The sequence below is a fragment of the Agathobaculum sp. genome, from assembly GCF_022775115.1.
GTDB lineage: Bacteria > Bacillota > Clostridia > Oscillospirales > Butyricicoccaceae > Agathobaculum.
Window position 1 is genome coordinate 1 of the sequence record NZ_JALFLA010000021.1, and the last position, 18,487, is coordinate 18,487.

The window sequence follows — 18,487 nt, forward strand, 5'->3', positions numbered from 1 at the left end:
CACGTTGAACAAACGGGGTGAAAATCCACCAAGGTGCAACCGGACTACACCTGCTGACTTCAGTTTAGCAAATCCTGCGGTTAACGCACAGACTGTATTTTCATTCCCAGCTGTGATGGCCTTTCATGAGGCGTTGATAAAGCTATCGCCGAGCACGTTCTCAAATTCACTGAGGGGCATTCGCGTTGTATATACCTTGCCACCGGAAATATGGATCTCCGTTTTTCTCCCGATCACGAGGACGTAAAGAATCGCGCTGAGCGCAAGCGTGATTCTGGTTCGATTGGAGACGATCGTGATGCTTCGTGTTTCGTGCAAATCGGACGCTCCTTTTTTACTTCATACTAGGACTGGTTTAAAAATAGACGATACGCCCGGAGGGGCGCCTTTTTTCGCCTTGCCTGACGAAAAAACCTTTCAGCTTTGCGCATATCGCCCTATATCAAATAAGGTTAAGTTTATTTTATCACAATCCCATTATAATGCAAGAGAGGAGGCGGCCTGTTTTTCAAATGTATGGCATGTACCGGCAACACGCCCATGGGGCATATGCAACAAGAAGCAGGGTCGCAGCAGGCAGGGTAGGGAGGATGCTGCCACGGCTCGAGACAAGGCTTACAGGCTGAGCAAGACGCTCTGTCCAATTGTGTGCCGCGTAAAAATGCGAAAAAGGGACAAAAACCACCATGAAAATGCGGAAATATTTGACAAGAAGCGCCGTGTACGATAATATAAAGACAGATACCGCTGCATACTGTCGGTCAGTTCACGCCCTGCGAGGGGAAGCCATACTTTATTAGAAGATTGGCAAGAACAGTATGATGGGATAGGGGCATGCATATGTTTCAAAACAAGATAGTCGTGGTCACAGGCGGTGCGCAGGGCATCGGCCGGTGTATCTGCGGGGAATTTGAGAAAGCGGGCGCCAAGGTCTGCCTCATTGACCGGGAGGACAATCCCTGCTTTGTGGGGGATATTGCGGATGAAGCCACGCTGCGCCGTTTTGCAGCAAAGGTCGTAGCCGAGCATGGCCGCGTGGACTGTCTGATCAACAATGCAAAGCCGCCGTTTGAGGGGATAGACACCTGCACCTATGAGCGGTTCAACTACGCTCTGCGCGTGGGTGTATCCGCGCCGTTTTTGCTGACGCAGCTGTTTCTGCCCTATTTTGCAGCGGGCGCGAGCATCGTCAATATCTCCTCCAGCCGGGATCGCATGAGCCAGCCCTTCAGCGAAAGCTACACCGCCGCCAAGGGCGGTATCGCCGCGCTCACCCATGCGCTGGCAGTCAGCCTTGCCGGCCGGGTGCGGGTCAACTCGATCTCGCCAGGCTGGATCGACACGGACTGCACCGCCTACCAAGGGGCTGACGCGGCGCAGCACCCCGCTGGGCGGGTGGGTGCGCCGCTGGATATCGCCAACATGGTGCTTTTTCTCTGCTCGGACAAGGCCGGCTTTATCACCGGCGAGAATATTTGCATCGACGGCGGTATGACGCGGCAGATGATCTATCACGGTGACGGCGGCTGGCATTACGAGCCGGAGAAGAGGATGTGACAGCCTGATGCGCACGTCCTTTGCCAACTATTCCTGCGAAACGCTTGGGCGCATGCTGCACGCAAAAGAAAGAATGGACCTGACGCCGGTTTGAACAAGGGGATGTCAGCAATGGCGGATACGCTTTTTCTCAGCATGATGTTTAACGTCGGCTTTCTGGTGATGATCGCCAGCCTGATGAGCCGGACGGCGCTGGTGAAAAACCTGCTGCTCGGGCGGAGCAGCGGCATGGGTGGCCAATTGCTGCTGGCGCTGTTTTTCGGCATGATTAGCGTGCTGTCTACTTATATTGGCATCGGCGTTAACGGGGCGATCGTCAACACCCGCGCCATCGGTGTGCTGGCCGCCGGGCTGATGGGAGGGCCGGTGGCAGGTATGGGCGCGGCCTGTATCGGCGGCTTGCACCGCTGGCTGTTTGATATCGGCGGTTTTACCTCGGTGGCCTGCGCCTGCTCGACCATCCTGGGCGAGGGCGTGCTGGGCTGTGTGTTCCACCGCCGGTTTCAGTCAGGCCGTCTCAAAGGCTGGCAGCTGGTGCTGCTGGGCGCGGTGGCTGAGATAGGGCAGATGGCATTCATTCTGCTGCTCGCGCGCCCCTTCTGGCAGGCGGTCGCGCTGGTGCGGGTGATCGCACTGCCTATGATCGTTATGAACTCCTGCGGTATTGTGGCCTTTATCGGTGCGTTCCAGCATATTTTTATTGAGGAGAACAGTCTGGTGGACAGCCGCATCCGTCAGGCGATGCATATCGCCGAGCAATGTCTGCCCTATCTGCGCAAGGGACTTTACAGCAAGGCCGATCTCGATCGCGCGGTCGAGATCATCCGTTCTGGCGCGCACTGCGACGGGGTCGCGGTGTGCGACCGGCAGCAGATGCTCAGCAGCAGCGGCTTTGGCTTTGGTGAGCACACCGCGCCGCCTTCGCTGCTGCGCGAGGTGATGGACGGCGGAGAGACCCGCGTGGCCATCCAGACCGAGGACTGTCCCGAACTGGCGGCGCTGTTGGAGCGCCATATCGTGATCGCTGCGCCGCTCACCCGGCAGGGCAGCGCAATCGGCTGTCTGGTGCTGCTCGAACCGCACAGGTGGCTGCCGCTTGAAGCTGAGCGTGGTTTTATCGAGGGGCTTGCCATGCTTTTTTCCACCCAGCTTGAGCTGTCTCAGGTTGAGTATCAGAAAAGTCTGCTGCAAAAGGCTGAATTTCAGCGGCTGCAATCGCAGGTCAACCCTCATTTTCTGTTCAACAGCCTGAATACCATTTCGTATTTTTGCAGGGAGAACCCCGAGCGTGCACGTGAGCTGCTGTTGCTTTTGGGGCAATATTACCGTTATTCGACCGATGAGAACGATGGCTTTGTGCCTCTCGGGCGCGAGCTTAAGCAGGTGGAGACCTATCTCAAGCTGGAAAAGGCTCGCTTTGAAGACCGGATTTCGGTCTCCTTCCGCGGGATCGAGACGGTCGATCTGGAGCGAAGGGTACCCAGCCTGATCCTTCAGCCTATTGTGGAAAACGCCATCAAGCACGGTGCGGACGAGCGTGGCTTGCGGTGGGTGTCGGTCACATTCAGTCCGGAGGGGCAAGGCATAGTCGTTCGGGTGGAGGATAGGGGGCAGGGCTTTCCTCAGGAGGTGCTTACCGCCTTGGATGAGGGAAGCCTGCCGGGCAACAAGGTCGGCCTGCAAAATGTACATCGCCGTCTTAAAAGCATTTATGGCGAGGAAAACGGCTTGAAGATCACATCGGGGGCGGCAGGGTCGACCGTGACTATCTGCTTTCCGGACGGAACAGGAAAGGGGCTGTTGGCATGAAATACCTTTTAACGGATGACGAGCGCCCCGCGCGCAGCGAGCTGTGGCAGATTTTGGCTGAGCTGCGCCCGGAAGCGGAGTTCCGCGAGGCATCAAGCGGCGAGGAGGCTATTGAAATGATGGGCAGCGATGTGTTTGATGCGCTGTTTCTCGACATGGATCTGGGTGACATGCTGGGCACCACAGTGGCCGCCGCTGCGCGCAAGCTGCAGCCGGGCATCCCGATCGTTTTTGCCACGGCTTATTCGGACTACGCGGTCAAGGCGTTTGAAATGGGCGCGATGGATTACATCCTAAAGCCGTTCGACCCCGCGCGCATTGCCAAGACTGTACAGCGTCTGGGCGGCAGCCGGGAGCGGTCGGTCTCGCCGGGTCTTAACAAGCTGCCGGTGAGCCGGGATAAGAAGATACTTCTGCTCCCTGTGGAAGAGGTGATTTATATCGAGACGCGCGAGCGGGGCAGTCAGGTGCATGCGGACAGCGGCGTTTATGAGGATTCCGCGCCCATCGGCAGCTTCGAGCGTCGGCTGGCGGGACGCTCCTTTTTCCGCATTCACAAAAGTTATCTAGTCAATCTGGATCGGGTCAAAGCGGTGTTTCCGTGGCACGGCGGCTATGGGATGACGATGGAGGGCGGCGAGGAGGTTGTGCTGCCGATTGGGCGCAGCCAGTTCCGGGTGCTCAAGCCGCTGTTCCATTTATAAACACGGGGTGCTCTGTGCGGCGCATTTGAAAAACTGCACAAAGCACCCGGGGTCACTTACCCATCTCTTTCAGCATTTCATACATGGTTTTCGACCGGTTGAACATGGAAATTGACCTTTCGCCCAAAAGGGATATACATATCCCCGCTGATTATGGTAAAATCATACCAAACAAAGAGCCGGGGCGCTGGAGAGAGGTCCCGTCCTTTCACAAGATTTCCATGACAAGGAGGAGAAAAAAGGTATGGTAAGTTTCTTTGTATGTCTGGCGATTTTGATCGGAGGATATTTTACTTACGGCAAATTCGTCGAAAACGTCTTCCATCCTGACGATCGCCCCACGCCGGCTATCACCATGGAGGATGGCGCGGACTATGTGCCGATGAAGCCTTGGCGTGTATTCTTGGTTCAGCTGCTGAATATCGCCGGTCTCGGCCCGATCTTCGGCGCGATCATGGGCGCGATGTGGGGGCCCTCGGTTTTCCTGTGGATCACGCTGGGCACCATTTTTGCCGGTGCGGTTCATGACTATCTCTCCGGCATGATCTCGCTGCGGCATAATGGCACCAGCATCTCCGAGGTCGTCGGCAAGTATCTTGGCGGCGGCATGAAGCAGGTAATGCGCGTCTTCTCGGTCGTGCTGCTGGTACTGGTAGGCGTCACCTTCTCGACCGGCCCTGCCAACCTGCTGGCGATGCTTACGCCGAACGTACTGGACGCCAAGTTCTGGCTGGCAGTCGTTATCATCTACTACTTCGTTGCAACCTTTGTCCCGATCGACAAGGTCATCGGCAAGATCTATCCCATTTTCGGCATCTGCCTGATCGTTATGGCGCTGGGTGTGGCTGGCGGCCTGTTCATCAAGGGCTATGCCATCCCTGAGATCACCCTGCAGAATCTGCATCCGAAAAGCACGCCTATCTGGCCTGTTATGTTCATCTCGGTAGCTTGCGGCGCTATCTCGGGCTTCCACGCCACCCAGTCTCCCATGATGGCGCGCTGCCTGACCAGCGAGAAGAAGGGTCGCACCATCTTCTACGGCGCTATGGTGGCAGAGGGCATCATCGCCCTGATTTGGGCGGCTGCCGGCGTTGCGTTCTATCATGGTACCGGCGGTCTGGCGAACGCGCTTGCCGAGATGGGCGGTCAGTCCGGTGTTGTATATGATATCTGCTTCGGCCTGATGGGTCCTGTCGGCGCCGTTATCGCAATGATCGGCGTTATCGCCTGCCCGATCTCCTCGGCGGATACCGCGTACCGTTCTGCTCGTTTGACGCTGGCCGACTCCTTTAAACTCGACCAGAAGCCGATGAAGAACCGCATCATCCTCACCGTTCCGCTGCTGGCGGTTGGCGCGTTCCTGACCCAGATCGACGTGCAGATCATCTGGCGCTACTTCTCTTGGTCGAACCAGACGCTGGCGATGATTGCGCTGTGGGCTTGCGCTACATACTTGTTCCAGAACAAGCTCAACTACTTTATCGCAGCTGTTCCGGCTACCTTTATGTCGGCGGTCACCTCTACCTACATCCTGATGGCGGATGAAGGTCTGAAGCTTCCGACCACCATCGCGTATCCGGTTGGTCTGGTCTTTGCCGCGATCTGCTTGGGTATCTTTGTGGTCAAGGGTCCGGCTCGCGTGAAAAAGGGCGAGCTGGCATCTTAAAGGATGGCGAGTATAATGAGCGCTGTCGATATCATCATCATGGTTGCGGTCTTTGCTGTGATCGGAGTTGTGTACTACCTGATCCAAGACGCGCATAAAAAGGGCGTACCGATGTGCGGCAAGTCCTGCGGCGGCTGTCCGCATCCGTGCCACAGCGATGGCACGCCGAAAAATGCCAAGGAGAATACGCTTGCCGCCAAGGATGAGACGCAGGATGATCCGTCCTGAGTCTATCATGCGGTAAAATCCCGCTCCGCAGTGCAGACTGCGCCACGCTGCGTAAAGCATTTGAAGTCCCTGCTGATACGGCCCGCCGTGTCAGCAGGGATTTTTTATTGACAATACGCGACCCAAAAAAGACCTGCAAATTCGTTTGATTCACAGCTTGATGCATAAATATATTTGTGCTATAATAGTAAAAAATAGACACTCCATCAATTATATAGCAATTATACCGTCAGCGGCATATAGATGAATGGGTTGGGCAAAGCAAGTGACCGCTGCGGTACAAGCGATTACGTCGGTTTAAGCATTCCCAATAAGTAAAAATGGGGTGCTGAAAATAGTAGGATGGGAGAAAGTGCATATGAAATCTATCAAAACAAAGCTGATCACAATGGTGCTGTCGATCCTTGGTATCACGTTGGTCTTGACCATCTTGACCGGTATCTTTACCGCCTATGTGGCAATCAAGGGCAATGTGCGGGGCTACATGGCTTCGATGGGAGACGTTGTCGATTTGGCCATGGGCTCGCAGATCAATTCTCTGAAGGCATTGGCAGACGGACTGTCCGATGCGTGCTACGGCTTTACAGATGGAGAGGAGCACGATATGCTCGGCCGGCTGTGGGGCGCAAAGGCCACGGGCTATCTGTCGCTTTCCCTTGTCCGCGCGGATGGTATGGTTTTCAGCACGGATGACACCTTTGACGGGAGCAATATCGCAGATAAGGATTATTTCCAAAAAGCGCTCGCAGGCGAGACGACCGTCTCCACGACGGAATACGATAACACAGGCAGACTGGTCGTCAGTGCGGCTTCCAAGCTGCTGTGGACAGAGGACTGGGACGGCGTGCTGCTGCTGCGCATGGACGGGCAGGTATTCAGCGAGATCATTCGGGATATCGCCATCAGTGAAACCGGCAATGTGTTCATACTCGACCAGAATGGCACGATGATCGCCAACAAGCGTCCTGAACTGGTAGAGGAGCGGCAAAACTTCATCGAAAAGGCCAAGACCGATAAAACATATGCGACCTCGGCTGAGGTTTACGCGCGCATGATACGGGGCGAAAAGGACGTTGCGGAGTACAGCTACGAAACCGGCACGCGGATATGCGCCTTTGGCCCGGTACAGGGCTCGGATGGCTGGTCGTACGGCGTGATAGCGCCGCTGCGCGAGATGACAGCCACCAGCTCGATCAATATCGCGCTGTGTACGATTGGCGTTATCATGTTGGTGATCGGCACGTTGGTCACGATCACCTTTTCCAACCGCTTGGTTCGTCCGCTGCGGGCGATCACCGATCGTATTGCGCTGCTGGCTTCGGGCGATCTTAGCTCGCCGGTCGAGACCGTCGAGACGCAGGATGAGGTCGGCATATTGGCGGCCAGCACCGCGGATATGGTCAGCGCGCTCAAGGAATACATACACGATATCGAATATGTACTGAGCGAGATATCAGGCGGCAATCTCTGCGTCAGCACAACGGCTGATTTCAAGGGAGAATTTTTGGAGCTGAAGGCCTCGGTCGATCAGATTCATCAGGCGCTGAACAAGGCGATGCTGCGGATATCCAGCGCAGCCGAGCAGGTATCCATGGGTGCGGGACAGGTGTCTGACGGCGCACAGGCGCTGGCGCAGGGTGCCACCGAGCAGGCTAGCTCGGTAGAGCAGCTGGCGGCGAGCATCGGCAGCGTTTCCACGCATGTCCAGGATACATCCAACTATGTGCAGGATGTGTCCGTGCAGACAGAGAAGACCGGAGAGGTGCTCATGATCTGCAACCAGCATATGCAGGATATGTCTGCCGCGATGGCCGAGATCAATCAGTCGTCCATTGACATTGGAAAGATCATCAAAACCATCGAGGATATCGCATTCCAGACGAATATTCTGGCGCTCAATGCCGCCGTTGAAGCCGCCCGCGCGGGCGCTGCCGGCAAGGGGTTTGCCGTTGTGGCCGACGAGGTACGCAATCTGGCCAGCAGATCGGCGGAGGCGTCCAAGAATACCTCGGCGTTGATTGGCCAGTCTGTTGCGACGGTTGAAAAGGGTATGAAGATCGCAAGCGAGACGGCAGAGTCCCTCTCGTCTGTCGTGGAAGGCGCAGGGGTCATTACAGAGGCGGTCAGCAAGATCGCGGAAGCAGCAAAGGAGCAATCGGTCGCCCTGTCCGATATCCGTGAGGGGATCGAGCAGATATCCTCTGTCGTACAGACGACCTCGGCTACCTCCGAGGAGAGCGCGGCGGCGAGTGAGGAGCTGTCGAGTCAGGCAGAGCTGCTGCGCGGCATCGTCGCCCGTTTCCAGCTCAACCACGATGATGCTGCCCAGTAAACCGAGCGGATACCCGCATCATATCAATAGAGTAAAAGCCCGTCGCAGAATTTTCATTCTGCGACGGGCTTGTTTTATTCAGTCCTCCGGCTTGCTGTGAAAAAGTGCCTTTCGGTCAAAGACCGAAGGGGCGGTGTTGATACCGCCAAAGCGCTTGCCGCGGCCGCGGTCGTAGATGGACACGGTGGTGTCGAGCGGCGCATAGGGTGCAAAGGCCAGCTCGTCCTCCATTTCATCGTCTGGCGGAGCGGCTGGATGCTTTTTTGCTGCTATGCGGCGGTTTTGCTCCAATCCCTCAGTTGAACGCATATGCGATCCCTCCCTTTCTCAGCCGAGCACCAGATGGGCGTAAGGCTCAAAGTCCGCGCGGGTGAAGACCTTGCCGGTCTTGACAAACTCATAGCGGATGGCCTGCAAATAGTGTTTCATATGTACGTTGCCATCGCTGTCGGGGTCGGCGGCGGCAAGAAAGGCGGCGTTTAAGATACAGTTTTTGATGTTGCCGCCAACAAACTCAAAGCGCTCGGCCAAAAAGCGGATGTCCACATCCTCGGCTAGCGGCGTGGTTTTGGGGATGGTTGTTTTCCAAAGCATTTCGCGTGTGTCGGCATCCGGGAACTGAAATTCGACGATGAATTTCATGCGGCGGAAGAATGCCGGATCGATGTTGTGCTTATAGTTGGTGGCCAGCACGGAAACGCCGTCATAGGCCTCGACCTCCTGTAGCAGCAGCGCGGTTTTGTTGTTGTTAGAGGACTGGTTGGAGCCGCCGTCGTCCGACCGCTTGGCAAACAGCGTGTCACATTCGTCAAAAAACAGCACCACATTGCATTTTTTCGCCTCACGGAAGATCATGGAGATCGACTTTTCGGTCTCGCCGACATATTTGTCAACGACTTTGGACAAATCCACGCGGTACAGCTCCAGATTGAGCGCGTTGGCGATGACCTGCGCGCACATCGACTTGCCGGTGCCGGGCGCGCCGAACAGCAGCACGGACAGGCCGCGGCCATACTGGTACTTTTTCATGTAGTTCCAGTCCTCATACACCTGCTTGCGGTAGGTCATCTGCTCAACCGCGTGCTGCAATGCCTCACGCTGGTCGCGGTTCATGACGATATCGTCCCAAGTGAAGTTTGCGGGGATGCGGGTGGCTTTTTGCGTCAGCTCGTGGCTCATCTGCGCGTTGCAGGCCTTGAACAGCTGATCGCGGGGGATCAGGAGTGCCTGCGCCATTGATGCAAAGCTGCGCGCTTGATGCAGGGCGTTTTTGATTTTGCCGCCGGTGAACAGGAATTTGGTGGCCATTTCGGTCAAGTCGACCTCGTCGTCGAGCGCATAGCCTTCCGCATAGTGCTGCCAGAGCACGATGCGTTCGCGGTTGTCCGGCGTAGGCAGCTCAAGCTGGGTGAAATCCAGCGAGGTCATCTCGCGCATAGGCAGCTTGTCCTTGCTGTGGGTGAAAACGGTCACGCCATGGTCGGAAAGGCGCTCGAAAAACAGGTCCATGTAGCTGAAAAAGCGCTCCTTTTCCTCCTCGCGGTAGGAGAGGTTGGTCAGGCAGCAGCACGCGCCGGATAGCAGGCATTCACGCGCGACTGCCCACAGCGCCTGCTGGACGAACTGGAAATCGTAGCCAAACAGCTTGGCGCCGTCAACCGTGATGCAGCGCAGGTTTTTCTGCGCACAGAAGTGCCGAATCGTAAAGCGCCGCCCGGAACCCTCGTCGCCATAGAGAGAGAACAGGCGCACGCCGTCATCAAAGGAGATGGTGAGCGCGTCAAGGATGTGCTGGTTGGCGAGGAGGGGGTCAAGCGTCTGTCCGTCAGTCAGCACGGAGAAAAAGCGTTTGTATTTCTGGTCGATGCGCAGCGGGTCAGCGCCAAACAGAAAGTCGATCAGCCGTTTGTCCGGCGAGACGATGGTGGAGAACGGAAGCGAAGCGTTGATGCGCAGGTCAAACACGGGCGCGAGCTGCTCAAGCGCGCGGGACATCTCAGCATAGGCTGCGGTGATGGAGAACTGCTCGCCGAAGTACACCCGCGCGGCCGATTCAATGCTGGGAGCAACAAGACTGCTGTTCTGACCAATCACCTGAAAGATTGCGGCGTAGTTGGTTTGCGTGGAGGAGAGTACAGCGCAGGCAAAGCAGAAGAGCGAAAAATCGCTCAGTCCGAGCGTCTCGGCGAGCGTGTGCAGCGGAAGCGGCGCTGCGGTGCATGCGGCGCGCCGGCGGATGACCGAGAGCATATCGGCGACAGAGGGCGCTTGCGCATCCTCTGCGGGCAGGGGCGCGCTGATATCATCGGCAAAGGCAGCGAGCAGCGCGTCAAGCGCGCCGTCCGTCTCGGTTTCTGCCGCAGGGACGGCGGAGGTATGCTCGCCGCTATGCCCGGCTGAGGACAGAAAATCGTCCACATGCTTTTGGCAAAGGTTGCGGGCGATTTCAAGATCGGGGTACAGCGTGTTCTTCAGGCTGCCATTGTCCGCGGTGAACACATGGGTCAGGCCGGTGAGATAGGCGCTCAGTTGTCGGTCGACACAGGCAAACAGGTGCTCTGTGTACTGTGCGTAGCTATTAAAGGGGAGGGCGGCCGTATCAGGTGAAAAGAGATCGCTGAAATTCATAAAATGCACCTCGATGGCTGATGGAATAGGCAAATGTCCGCAGTGGACGGGATTTTGTGGTGTATCGTACTCCCATTATAGCAAAGAGCCGGCAGAAAAGACAACAAAAATCCGAAAACACGGCAAATGCAAAACACCCCGGAGATACCAGGGTGTTTGCTGTTTGTATGTGGCTGGTGCGATTCGTTCCGCCCGAGCGGGCCGCCCTGCCGCGCGGGATGGTTATGTCAAAGCTGCGCAAAATAGCATTGGATGTGCTGCTGGAGCTTTTCCGTGGCATAGGAGTGATACCGGTCCTTTTTCAGGATCATGGCAATATCCCACGGAAAGCTGGGGTAATCCGCACCGAGGTCAGGTTGTCCAGTTCATAGTGCTGTATCAGGTGTTGGATCATGGGATAGGGGAGCACGCCGACGCATGAGCTGAGCGAGATGGTCTCAACAATAAAAAACGGCATCAGGCATTTGTAGGCGATGTGCGGCGTAAAGCCGCAATTTTCGCATAGCTGGATAAAGGTATCCAACAGCGTTGTGCCGGAGTTGTAAGAGATAATGTCCATATCGCGCAGGTCGTTTATGTGGACCGCGGATTTGAACGCCAGCGGATGATCCTGCCGCACGAGCAGGCGCACCTCGTCCTGAAGCAGGGGGATCACGTCAAATTCCTGCTGGTTGGGCACGGGAAGCATGACCAGACCGATGTCCACATCTCCGTTGAGCACCCACTGCGCCGCCGGCTTGGAGCCGGCCTCGGCCAGCTCAATATCGATCCCCGGATTTTCCGTTCTGAATTTTGTAAGAATGGCGGGAAAGTACATATCCAGCAGCACACCGGGGCTGGAGATGCGCACGCTGCCGCTTTTCAGGTTTTTGGTGTCGCTGATCCGGCTGTTCAAATCCTGAAACTGGCTGATCAGCGAGGTGCCGTAGTGATACAGCTGCTGGCCTGCGTCTGTCAGGCGAAAGGATTTGCTGGTGCGCTCAATGAGCTTGACTTCAAGGCTCGCCTCGAGCTTTTTGATGCAGCGCGTCAGGCTGGGTTGGGTGAGAAAGAGCTGCTTTGCCGCCCGGGAAAAGTTTTTTTGCTCTGCCAATACGATAAAATACTCTAACTGTCGGATATCCATATCTTTCCCTTCCTTTCCCGCTGCTTGACCATTCTGTTTGTAAAATCTATATTTCAATATTATAATCAACGATTCGGGGTTTGTCCAGAGCGCGGGAGTGAGAGCGGCTTTTTGCAGGCAGATCAATAGGGGCAAATGGTAAACGGGAATTGGATAAATAGCACAAATAATAATGATTAATATTATATAAATTAATGTCATGTTTGTAAAATACAACAAAAATAATGGCGTTGAAAGCAGACAAACAAGGGCATAAATACAGAATGACAAAAAAATAACTATATAAAATCGGAATGGTATTTGTTCACGCTTTGTATAAATTATCTGATTTAAGGCGTAAAATTCCGAGGAGATTAGTACAAGATTTCCAATACAATATAGATATAAATGAAATGGTTTTATGGGTTTTTGACGATTTCCCTATACCTTTTGTCTCATTTTGGCGGCGTAATGGGGGCAGGGGAGAGGGGGGCCGCAGCTAAGGAAAGCGGAAACTATTCACAGAATGAAACCCATGTATTACTTTATGTAAGTGGTCAACCTGCCTGTCGTCATGCTATATTTCAAATAGACCTACATCCCCTTCATCCGGATGAATAAAGAAAACAGGTACAGTAATTTGATCTATTGATGCGAAAGGAGCACGACTGAATGCCACAGGTAATGACGGCGCGGGAAGCGGTCAAAACATTTATCAAAGATGGCGCGACCATCGGTGTGGGCGGTTTTGTTGGCGCGGCCCATGCGGAAGAGATCAGCATGGCAATCGGCGATGAGTTTCTCGCCACAGGCAAACCCCGGGATCTCACGCTGATTTACGCGGCCGGCCAGGGAAACGGCGCCGATCTCGGCCTCAACCATTTGGGGGAGGAAGGCTTGGTGCGCCGGGTGATCGGCGGGCACTGGGGTCTGGTGCCCCGGCTGCAAAAGCTGGCCATGGAGAACAAGATATCAGCCTATAATTTGCCGCAGGGCGTTATCTCGCACCTTTTCCGTGATATTGCGGCTGGCAAACCTGGTGTAATTACGCACGTCGGCCTGCAAACCTTTGTCGATCCCCGTCAGCAGGGCGGGAAGCTCAATGGCAAGGCGTGTGAGGACGAGGATATTGTCAAGCTGCTGCATATCGAGGGCGAAGAAAAGCTGTTCTATAAGGCCATCAAGATTGATATCGCGATCATCCGCGCGACCTACGCCGATGAGATGGGTAACTGCACCATGGAGCATGAGGGCGTGACCGGCGAGGCGTTGTCGATCGCGCAGGCCGCTAAAAACTGCGGCGGCAAGGTGATCGTACAGGTCAAGCAGATCGTAAACCACGGCTCATTGGATGCCCGTTTGGTCAAGATCCCGGGTATTTATGTGGATGCTTTGGTGCTGGCCGAGGAGGAGAACCACAAGCAGACCTTCGGTACTTACTACAATCCCTCCTATTCGGGCGAGACTCGCGTACCTGCCAGCTCGGTCAAGGCCATGCCGCTGGACGAGCGCAAGATCATCGCGCGCAGAGCCGCGATGGAGCTGGTGCCCAACGCCATTGTCAACCTCGGCATCGGTATGCCGGAGGGCGTGGCCAGCGTCGCCGCGGAGGAAAACCTCAAGGGTATGGTGCTTACCACCGAGTCAGGCACGATCGGCGGCATCCCGGCCGGCGGCGGTGACTTCGGCGTGACTATGAATCCGGATACCGTGCTCGACCAGCCGTATCAGTTTGACTTCTACGACGGCGGCGGTCTCGATGTGGCGTTTCTCGGTCTGGCGCAGATGGATCAGGAGGGTAACATCAACGTGTCCAAGTTCGGGCCCAAGATTGCGGGCGCGGGCGGCTTTATCAACATCTCACAGAATGCGCGCAAGGTCGTTTGCTGCGGTACGTTTACTGCCGGTGGCCTTAAAGTAAGCATCAAAGACGGCGGACTTTCCGTTGAGCAAGAGGGGCGCAGCAAAAAGCTTATCGCCCATGTCGAGCAGATCACCTTCTCCGGCGCCTATGCCCAGTCCAAGCAGCAGCCGGTGCTGTATATCACCGAGCGCGCGGTCTTTGCGCTGACGCCTGAGGGCGTCGAGATGAAGGAGATCGCCCCCGGTATTGATCTGCAGAAGGATATTCTTGAGCAGATGGAGTTTACGCCGATCATGAAGAACGTGCAGCTGATGGATCACCATATCTTCCTGCCGGAGCCGATGGGGCTGACGCTGTAAACCACAATCCCTGCGTATGAGAGTATGCAATAATTTTGAAAATGAGGAGGAAAAACCTATGAGCTTGTCCCTGCCCGGTATCATTGTGGGTCTTGTGCTGCTGATGCTACTGGCCTATCGCGGGTGTTCCATCATTTGGGTTGCCCCCGTTTGTGCCGCTGTGGTGGCCGTCATGAGTGGCTATCCCGTGCTTGACGCATATATCGGAGACTATATGTCCGGTATGGCGAACTATGTATTGCAGTGGTTCCCCGCCTTTTTCCTTGGTGCGGTGTACGGTAAGGTCATGGATATGACCGGCTCCGCGCGCAGTCTGGCCGACGCGCTCGTCAAGCTGATCGGATCGCGTTTCGCTGTTGCGGCGGTCGTCATCCCCTGCCTGCTGATGACCTACGGCGGTATTTCGCTGTTCGTGGTGGTGTTCGTTATCTATCCGATGGGCTATGCGGTATATCGCGCGGCCGACCTGCCCCGCACGTTGCTGCCCGGTGCGATTGCAACCGGCACTTTCGGCATCACCATGACCGCCGTGCCCGGTACGCCGCAGATTCAGAACCTGATCTCCGCGAACTACTACGGCACCAACACCATGGCGGCTGTCGGCCTGTCCATTGTGGCATGTATCGTGATGTTTGTTCCTGCCTATGTTTATTTGGAGTGGCGCGTCCATCAGTGCCGTAAGAAGGGACTGCACTTTGTACCCGATCCCAAGCATGTGGAGGTCGACCACAGCGAGAAGAGCCTGCCCTCTTGGCACTGACTGACCGGTATCGTGCCGCTTGTTGTGGTCGTGCTGATGCTCAACCTGTTCCCGAGCCTGCTGAAGCAAGCCACCGGTATCGAACTGGCTTCCAACTACGCTATCGTCGTTGCGCTGGTCTGCGGTATTCTGATATGCTGCCTGATGAATCTGGGGCAGGCCAAGACGCTGATGCACGCCATCAACACCGGTGCGCAAGGCTCAATGGGCGCGATTATGAACACCGCTTGTGCAGTAGGCTTCGGCTCGGTCGTCAAGGCGGTGCCCGGCTTTGCTACGCTGACCAATATCGCGCTGAACATGCCCGGCTCGATCCTGTTCTCTGAGGCTGTGGCAGTCAACCTGCTGGCCGGTGCGACTGGTTCGGCTTCGGGTGGTATGTCCATTGCGCTGGAGGCGCTCGGTCCCAAGTATATGGCAATGGCAACGCAGATGGGCATGGATCCCGGCCTGCTCCACCGCATCGCGTCCATCTCCTCCGGCGGTCTGGATACCCTGCCTCACAACGGCGTGGTGCTCACACTGCTGGCGGTATCCAACTGTACACACAAGGAATCCTATATTGATATATGCATCACAACCTGTATCATTCCTCTGGTCTCCTCGCTGCTGCTCGCTCTGATATGGGGCGTGTTTATCTAAGGCGACACCACACAATTGCGTCTTCGGCGCCGCTTTGCGAATAATGCGGCGTTACCTTAATATAAAGAGCAGCGGTTCGACCATTACCATCATACATCGTCATCCCCGATGAAAGGAGATAGCTACTATGACAATTCACGAAATGAAGATCGGCGACAGCGCCAGCATGAGCAAAACAGTTACTGAGACCGATGTATATCTCTTTGCCGGCATCACCGGCGAGCTGAACCCGGCGCACGTCAACGAGCAGGCCTCCAGCAAGACGGCCTTCGGCGGGCGCATCGCGCATGGCGTGCTCAGCGCGGGCTTTATCTCGGCCGTGCTGGCGATGAAGCTGCCCGGCCCCGGCACGATTTATCTGGGACAGGAGCTGCGCTTTACCAAGCCGGTTCGTTTCGGTGATACCGTCACCGCGACCTGCACCGTGACCGAGCTGGTTCCTGAGAAAAACATCGCAAAGCTGGAAAGCATCTGCACCAACCAGCATGATGAGGTCGTCATCAAGGGTGTGGCTACCGTCATGCCGCCTAAGGCATAACAGAGGGGAAACGCTGCGAACGCTTGCAGGAGCCGCGCGCGGAAAAGCGTTCGCAGCATAGCTCTCCGCGCCGCCGGTATACAGTGGGTCGCTGTGCGTCACCGCGGTGAACAAAAGTGCCGACGCGCCAATCTGTGAGACAGCCGCCTGTGGTATCACCGGCGGCCTGTTTCGGATCACGCCCCGGCTCACCGAGACACGCAGGGCCAGCACGTAAATCAAATAACCGAGGGAGACGCTTTCTCTGGAAGGCCGTCTCCCTTTCGTTTTGCAAGCGGCGCGGTACCCGGATAATAACGGGCGCGCGGCGGTGGAAAATAAGGTGTCGAACTTCAAAAGTTTTTGGTGATTTATGGACGAATCTATGATATGATGGAGTCAAATAGAATTGGACAGTATTGGATAAAGTCGCGGCAGGGGATATCGCGCCGACACCGGAGGGCGCGCTGCTGTATATCATACAGATAAAACGAGAAAATGGGGTGCTTGCTTTGCGTAATAAACAGCTTTTTCCGTTTGAGCGGAATCGGTACTATGTTGGCAAACTGCTGACCTCGGCGGATTTCCAAGCCGAGCAGACCTATTTTGGCAATAAACGGCGGTTTCTCAACGAAATGCTGTTTGGCGCGGGCGTTGTGTGCGGGTTGGGCGTATATGCGCTGGATGACGTGTCGCTGATGGTCGAATCGGGTGTCGCGCTGGATTATCTGGGGCGGGAGCTGGTGCTGGATACGTCGGTCGTGCGCAAGCTCAACGCGATCGAGGGCTTTGAGACGCTGGAGAGCGACCGCGCCTGCCTGTGCCTGCGTTACACGGAAACGCCCGGGCAGCCGGTCTACACGGTCAACCGCCGTGAGCAGGAGGAGTATGAGATGAACCGCCTGTGCGAAGGTGCGTCGCTGCTGCTCATTGATGCGGACAAGGCGGCGGCCATAGGCAGGCCGGAAAATGAATTCTTCAGTCGTGCGCTGCTTTACAGCAACGAGGATTATGTGGTCGAGCTGAGTATCCCGGCGTTCATTCCCTGTGGAAGCCGTGTGCGGCTGACCGTGTGTGTGACCAAGCTGTCAAACAGCGCGGCGGCGTTTTCGATGGAATGCGTGCTGCAATCGCCCGCGCTGGCGTTCGAGGATGGCACACATGAGACAACGCTCGTGATCGAGGAGACGCTGCCGGCGCAGGGTGAGCAGATCGTCCGGCCGCTCTGGCTGGCCGCGCAGCACCGACCGTCGCCCGAGTCGGTGGTCATTGCTGAGCCGGGGCGGACAGTGTTTCGCGTCGGCCAAGACAAGACACCGCTGCAGGAAAAGATCGCCGTGCGCGCCGTGATCGAGCAGGCGGATGCGGATGAGATCATCGAGCGTGAGCTGGGCAGAGTCAGTTTGGAAAGCCGCGCACTGGTGGCCGCGCCGGAGTACATATGTCTGGCCGAGCTGTCTCTACAGCGCACACAGAACAGCTGCATGATCGAAGCTGTGCGGGAGAAAGGGATCAAGCAATTTGTCCATACCGGGGCGGACGAGGCACAGCGCCGTGCGCTGCGCGCGTGCTACGGCTATGTGGGCGGTGCGTCGGCTGCTGCTGTGCCCACCGCTGAGGTGCGGGACACCGCCGCCATGGGTGCGCTCATCCCGCGCGAGCCGCTGTTTACGACCGGCCTGTGCGAGATACCGCTGGGCGGGGATGTCCGCCCGGGGCGGGTGTTCTATTCGGACGAGATCGTGCACGGTCTGGGCAAGGGGGACGTGTTCGTCAGCCTTGGATTTGAATATCTGGCGGACGATCCCAAGACGAACCAGCTGTCGCGCAGCACGATTTACGGCAATGTTGCGCTGTTTGCGGACGAGCAGCTGCCCGTGCCGGGCGCCGAGCTGGCGGTGAAAGTGATGAACGACCGGGGCAGCTTTATTGCTGCGGCAAAAATACTGGAGGAAACGGTCAATGTGCTGCTGGTGCTGCGCTGGACGGCATATAAGATCCCGGCGGCGGGCGACCATTTGGAGCGGGATATCCGGGGCAGACGCATTTCCGCCATGCCGCCGACCATCGTAATGGGCACACGGGAGAGCCATTATTTCAACGTCAAGTTCCACAATATGGAGCCGTGCACACTGACCTACGCGCTGACGGAAAAAGGCGCGGGCGAGATCACGAGAGACGGCGTGTATACCGCGCCGGCGCGCGAAGGCGTATATGAGATACAGATATCTTGCGCGGACGATCCGCTCATCAGCACCTACGCATACGCGGTAGTCAAAAAGAAGGACGGCACCGAAACGGAGGAAGAATAACGCG

The 18,487-nt window shown here is 56.4% G+C and carries 15 protein-coding genes; 11 read left to right on the top strand and 4 right to left on the bottom strand.

What is annotated here, in order from left to right; genetic code table 11:
• Window positions 1-123: 123 nt before the first annotated feature.
• A complete protein-coding gene (locus MR935_RS02890) occupies window positions 124-318 on the bottom strand; it encodes a LytTR family transcriptional regulator DNA-binding domain-containing protein (RefSeq protein WP_290570872.1) in 195 nt (64 codons plus the stop codon).
• Window positions 319-840: 522 nt separating this feature from the next.
• On the opposite strand from MR935_RS02890, the gene MR935_RS02895 reads away from it, so the two are divergent.
• From MR935_RS02895 to MR935_RS02920, 6 genes are all read left to right on the top strand, one after another.
• Window positions 841-1,557 carry an SDR family oxidoreductase gene (locus tag MR935_RS02895; protein WP_290570874.1) on the top strand — a complete coding sequence of 239 codons (717 nt, stop codon included), beginning with the start codon at window positions 841-843 and terminating at the stop codon, window positions 1,555-1,557.
• 111 nt (window positions 1,558-1,668) lie between these two features.
• Window positions 1,669-3,366: a LytS/YhcK type 5TM receptor domain-containing protein gene (locus MR935_RS02900; protein ID WP_290570876.1), complete on the top strand. Its 1,698-nt coding sequence runs from the start codon at window positions 1,669-1,671 to the stop codon at window positions 3,364-3,366.
• Complete coding sequence (locus tag MR935_RS02905; protein ID WP_290570878.1) at window positions 3,363-4,070, top strand: LytR/AlgR family response regulator transcription factor; 708 nt, start codon at window positions 3,363-3,365, stop codon at window positions 4,068-4,070. Before MR935_RS02900 ends, MR935_RS02905 begins: the two co-directional genes overlap by 4 nt.
• A gap of 244 nt (window positions 4,071-4,314) precedes the next feature.
• Complete coding sequence (locus tag MR935_RS02910) at window positions 4,315-5,736, top strand: carbon starvation CstA family protein (protein ID WP_290570880.1); 1,422 nt, start codon at window positions 4,315-4,317, stop codon at window positions 5,734-5,736.
• 15 nt (window positions 5,737-5,751) lie between these two features.
• Window positions 5,752-5,964, top strand: a complete 213-nt coding sequence (locus tag MR935_RS02915; RefSeq protein WP_290570882.1) for a FeoB-associated Cys-rich membrane protein — start codon at window positions 5,752-5,754, stop codon at window positions 5,962-5,964.
• A 358-nt stretch (window positions 5,965-6,322) separates the two neighbouring features.
• A complete protein-coding gene (locus MR935_RS02920) occupies window positions 6,323-8,296 on the top strand; it encodes a methyl-accepting chemotaxis protein (protein ID WP_290570884.1) in 1,974 nt (657 codons plus the stop codon).
• A 78-nt stretch (window positions 8,297-8,374) separates the two neighbouring features.
• On the opposite strand, the gene MR935_RS02925 is transcribed toward MR935_RS02920, so the two are convergent.
• The 3 genes from MR935_RS02925 to MR935_RS02935 form a co-directional block, all read right to left on the bottom strand.
• The gene (locus tag MR935_RS02925; RefSeq protein ID WP_290570886.1) at window positions 8,375-8,605 is read right to left on the bottom strand and encodes a hypothetical protein; all 231 of its coding nucleotides are present in this window, start codon (window positions 8,603-8,605) and stop codon (window positions 8,375-8,377) included.
• A gap of 18 nt (window positions 8,606-8,623) precedes the next feature.
• Entirely contained in the window at window positions 8,624-10,924 is a 2,301-nt protein-coding gene (locus tag MR935_RS02930; RefSeq protein ID WP_290570888.1) for an ATP-binding protein, read from the bottom strand.
• Window positions 10,925-11,231: 307 nt separating this feature from the next.
• The gene (locus MR935_RS02935) at window positions 11,232-12,050 is read right to left on the bottom strand and encodes a LysR family transcriptional regulator (protein ID WP_290570890.1); all 819 of its coding nucleotides are present in this window, start codon (window positions 12,048-12,050) and stop codon (window positions 11,232-11,234) included.
• A 651-nt stretch (window positions 12,051-12,701) separates the two neighbouring features.
• Here MR935_RS02935 and MR935_RS02940 point away from each other — a divergent pair.
• From MR935_RS02940 to MR935_RS02960, 5 genes are all read left to right on the top strand, one after another.
• Complete coding sequence (locus MR935_RS02940; RefSeq protein WP_290570892.1) at window positions 12,702-14,252, top strand: acyl CoA:acetate/3-ketoacid CoA transferase; 1,551 nt, start codon at window positions 12,702-12,704, stop codon at window positions 14,250-14,252.
• Between the two features lie 58 nt (window positions 14,253-14,310).
• A complete protein-coding gene (locus tag MR935_RS02945) occupies window positions 14,311-15,012 on the top strand; it encodes a GntP family permease (protein WP_290570894.1) in 702 nt (233 codons plus the stop codon).
• A gap of 12 nt (window positions 15,013-15,024) precedes the next feature.
• The gene (locus MR935_RS02950) at window positions 15,025-15,654 is read left to right on the top strand and encodes a hypothetical protein (protein WP_290570896.1); all 630 of its coding nucleotides are present in this window, start codon (window positions 15,025-15,027) and stop codon (window positions 15,652-15,654) included.
• 127 nt (window positions 15,655-15,781) lie between these two features.
• Window positions 15,782-16,192 carry a MaoC family dehydratase gene (locus MR935_RS02955; protein ID WP_290570898.1) on the top strand — a complete coding sequence of 137 codons (411 nt, stop codon included), beginning with the start codon at window positions 15,782-15,784 and terminating at the stop codon, window positions 16,190-16,192.
• Between the two features lie 491 nt (window positions 16,193-16,683).
• A complete protein-coding gene (locus tag MR935_RS02960; protein ID WP_290570900.1) occupies window positions 16,684-18,483 on the top strand; it encodes a hypothetical protein in 1,800 nt (599 codons plus the stop codon).
• Window positions 18,484-18,487: the final 4 nt, after the last annotated feature.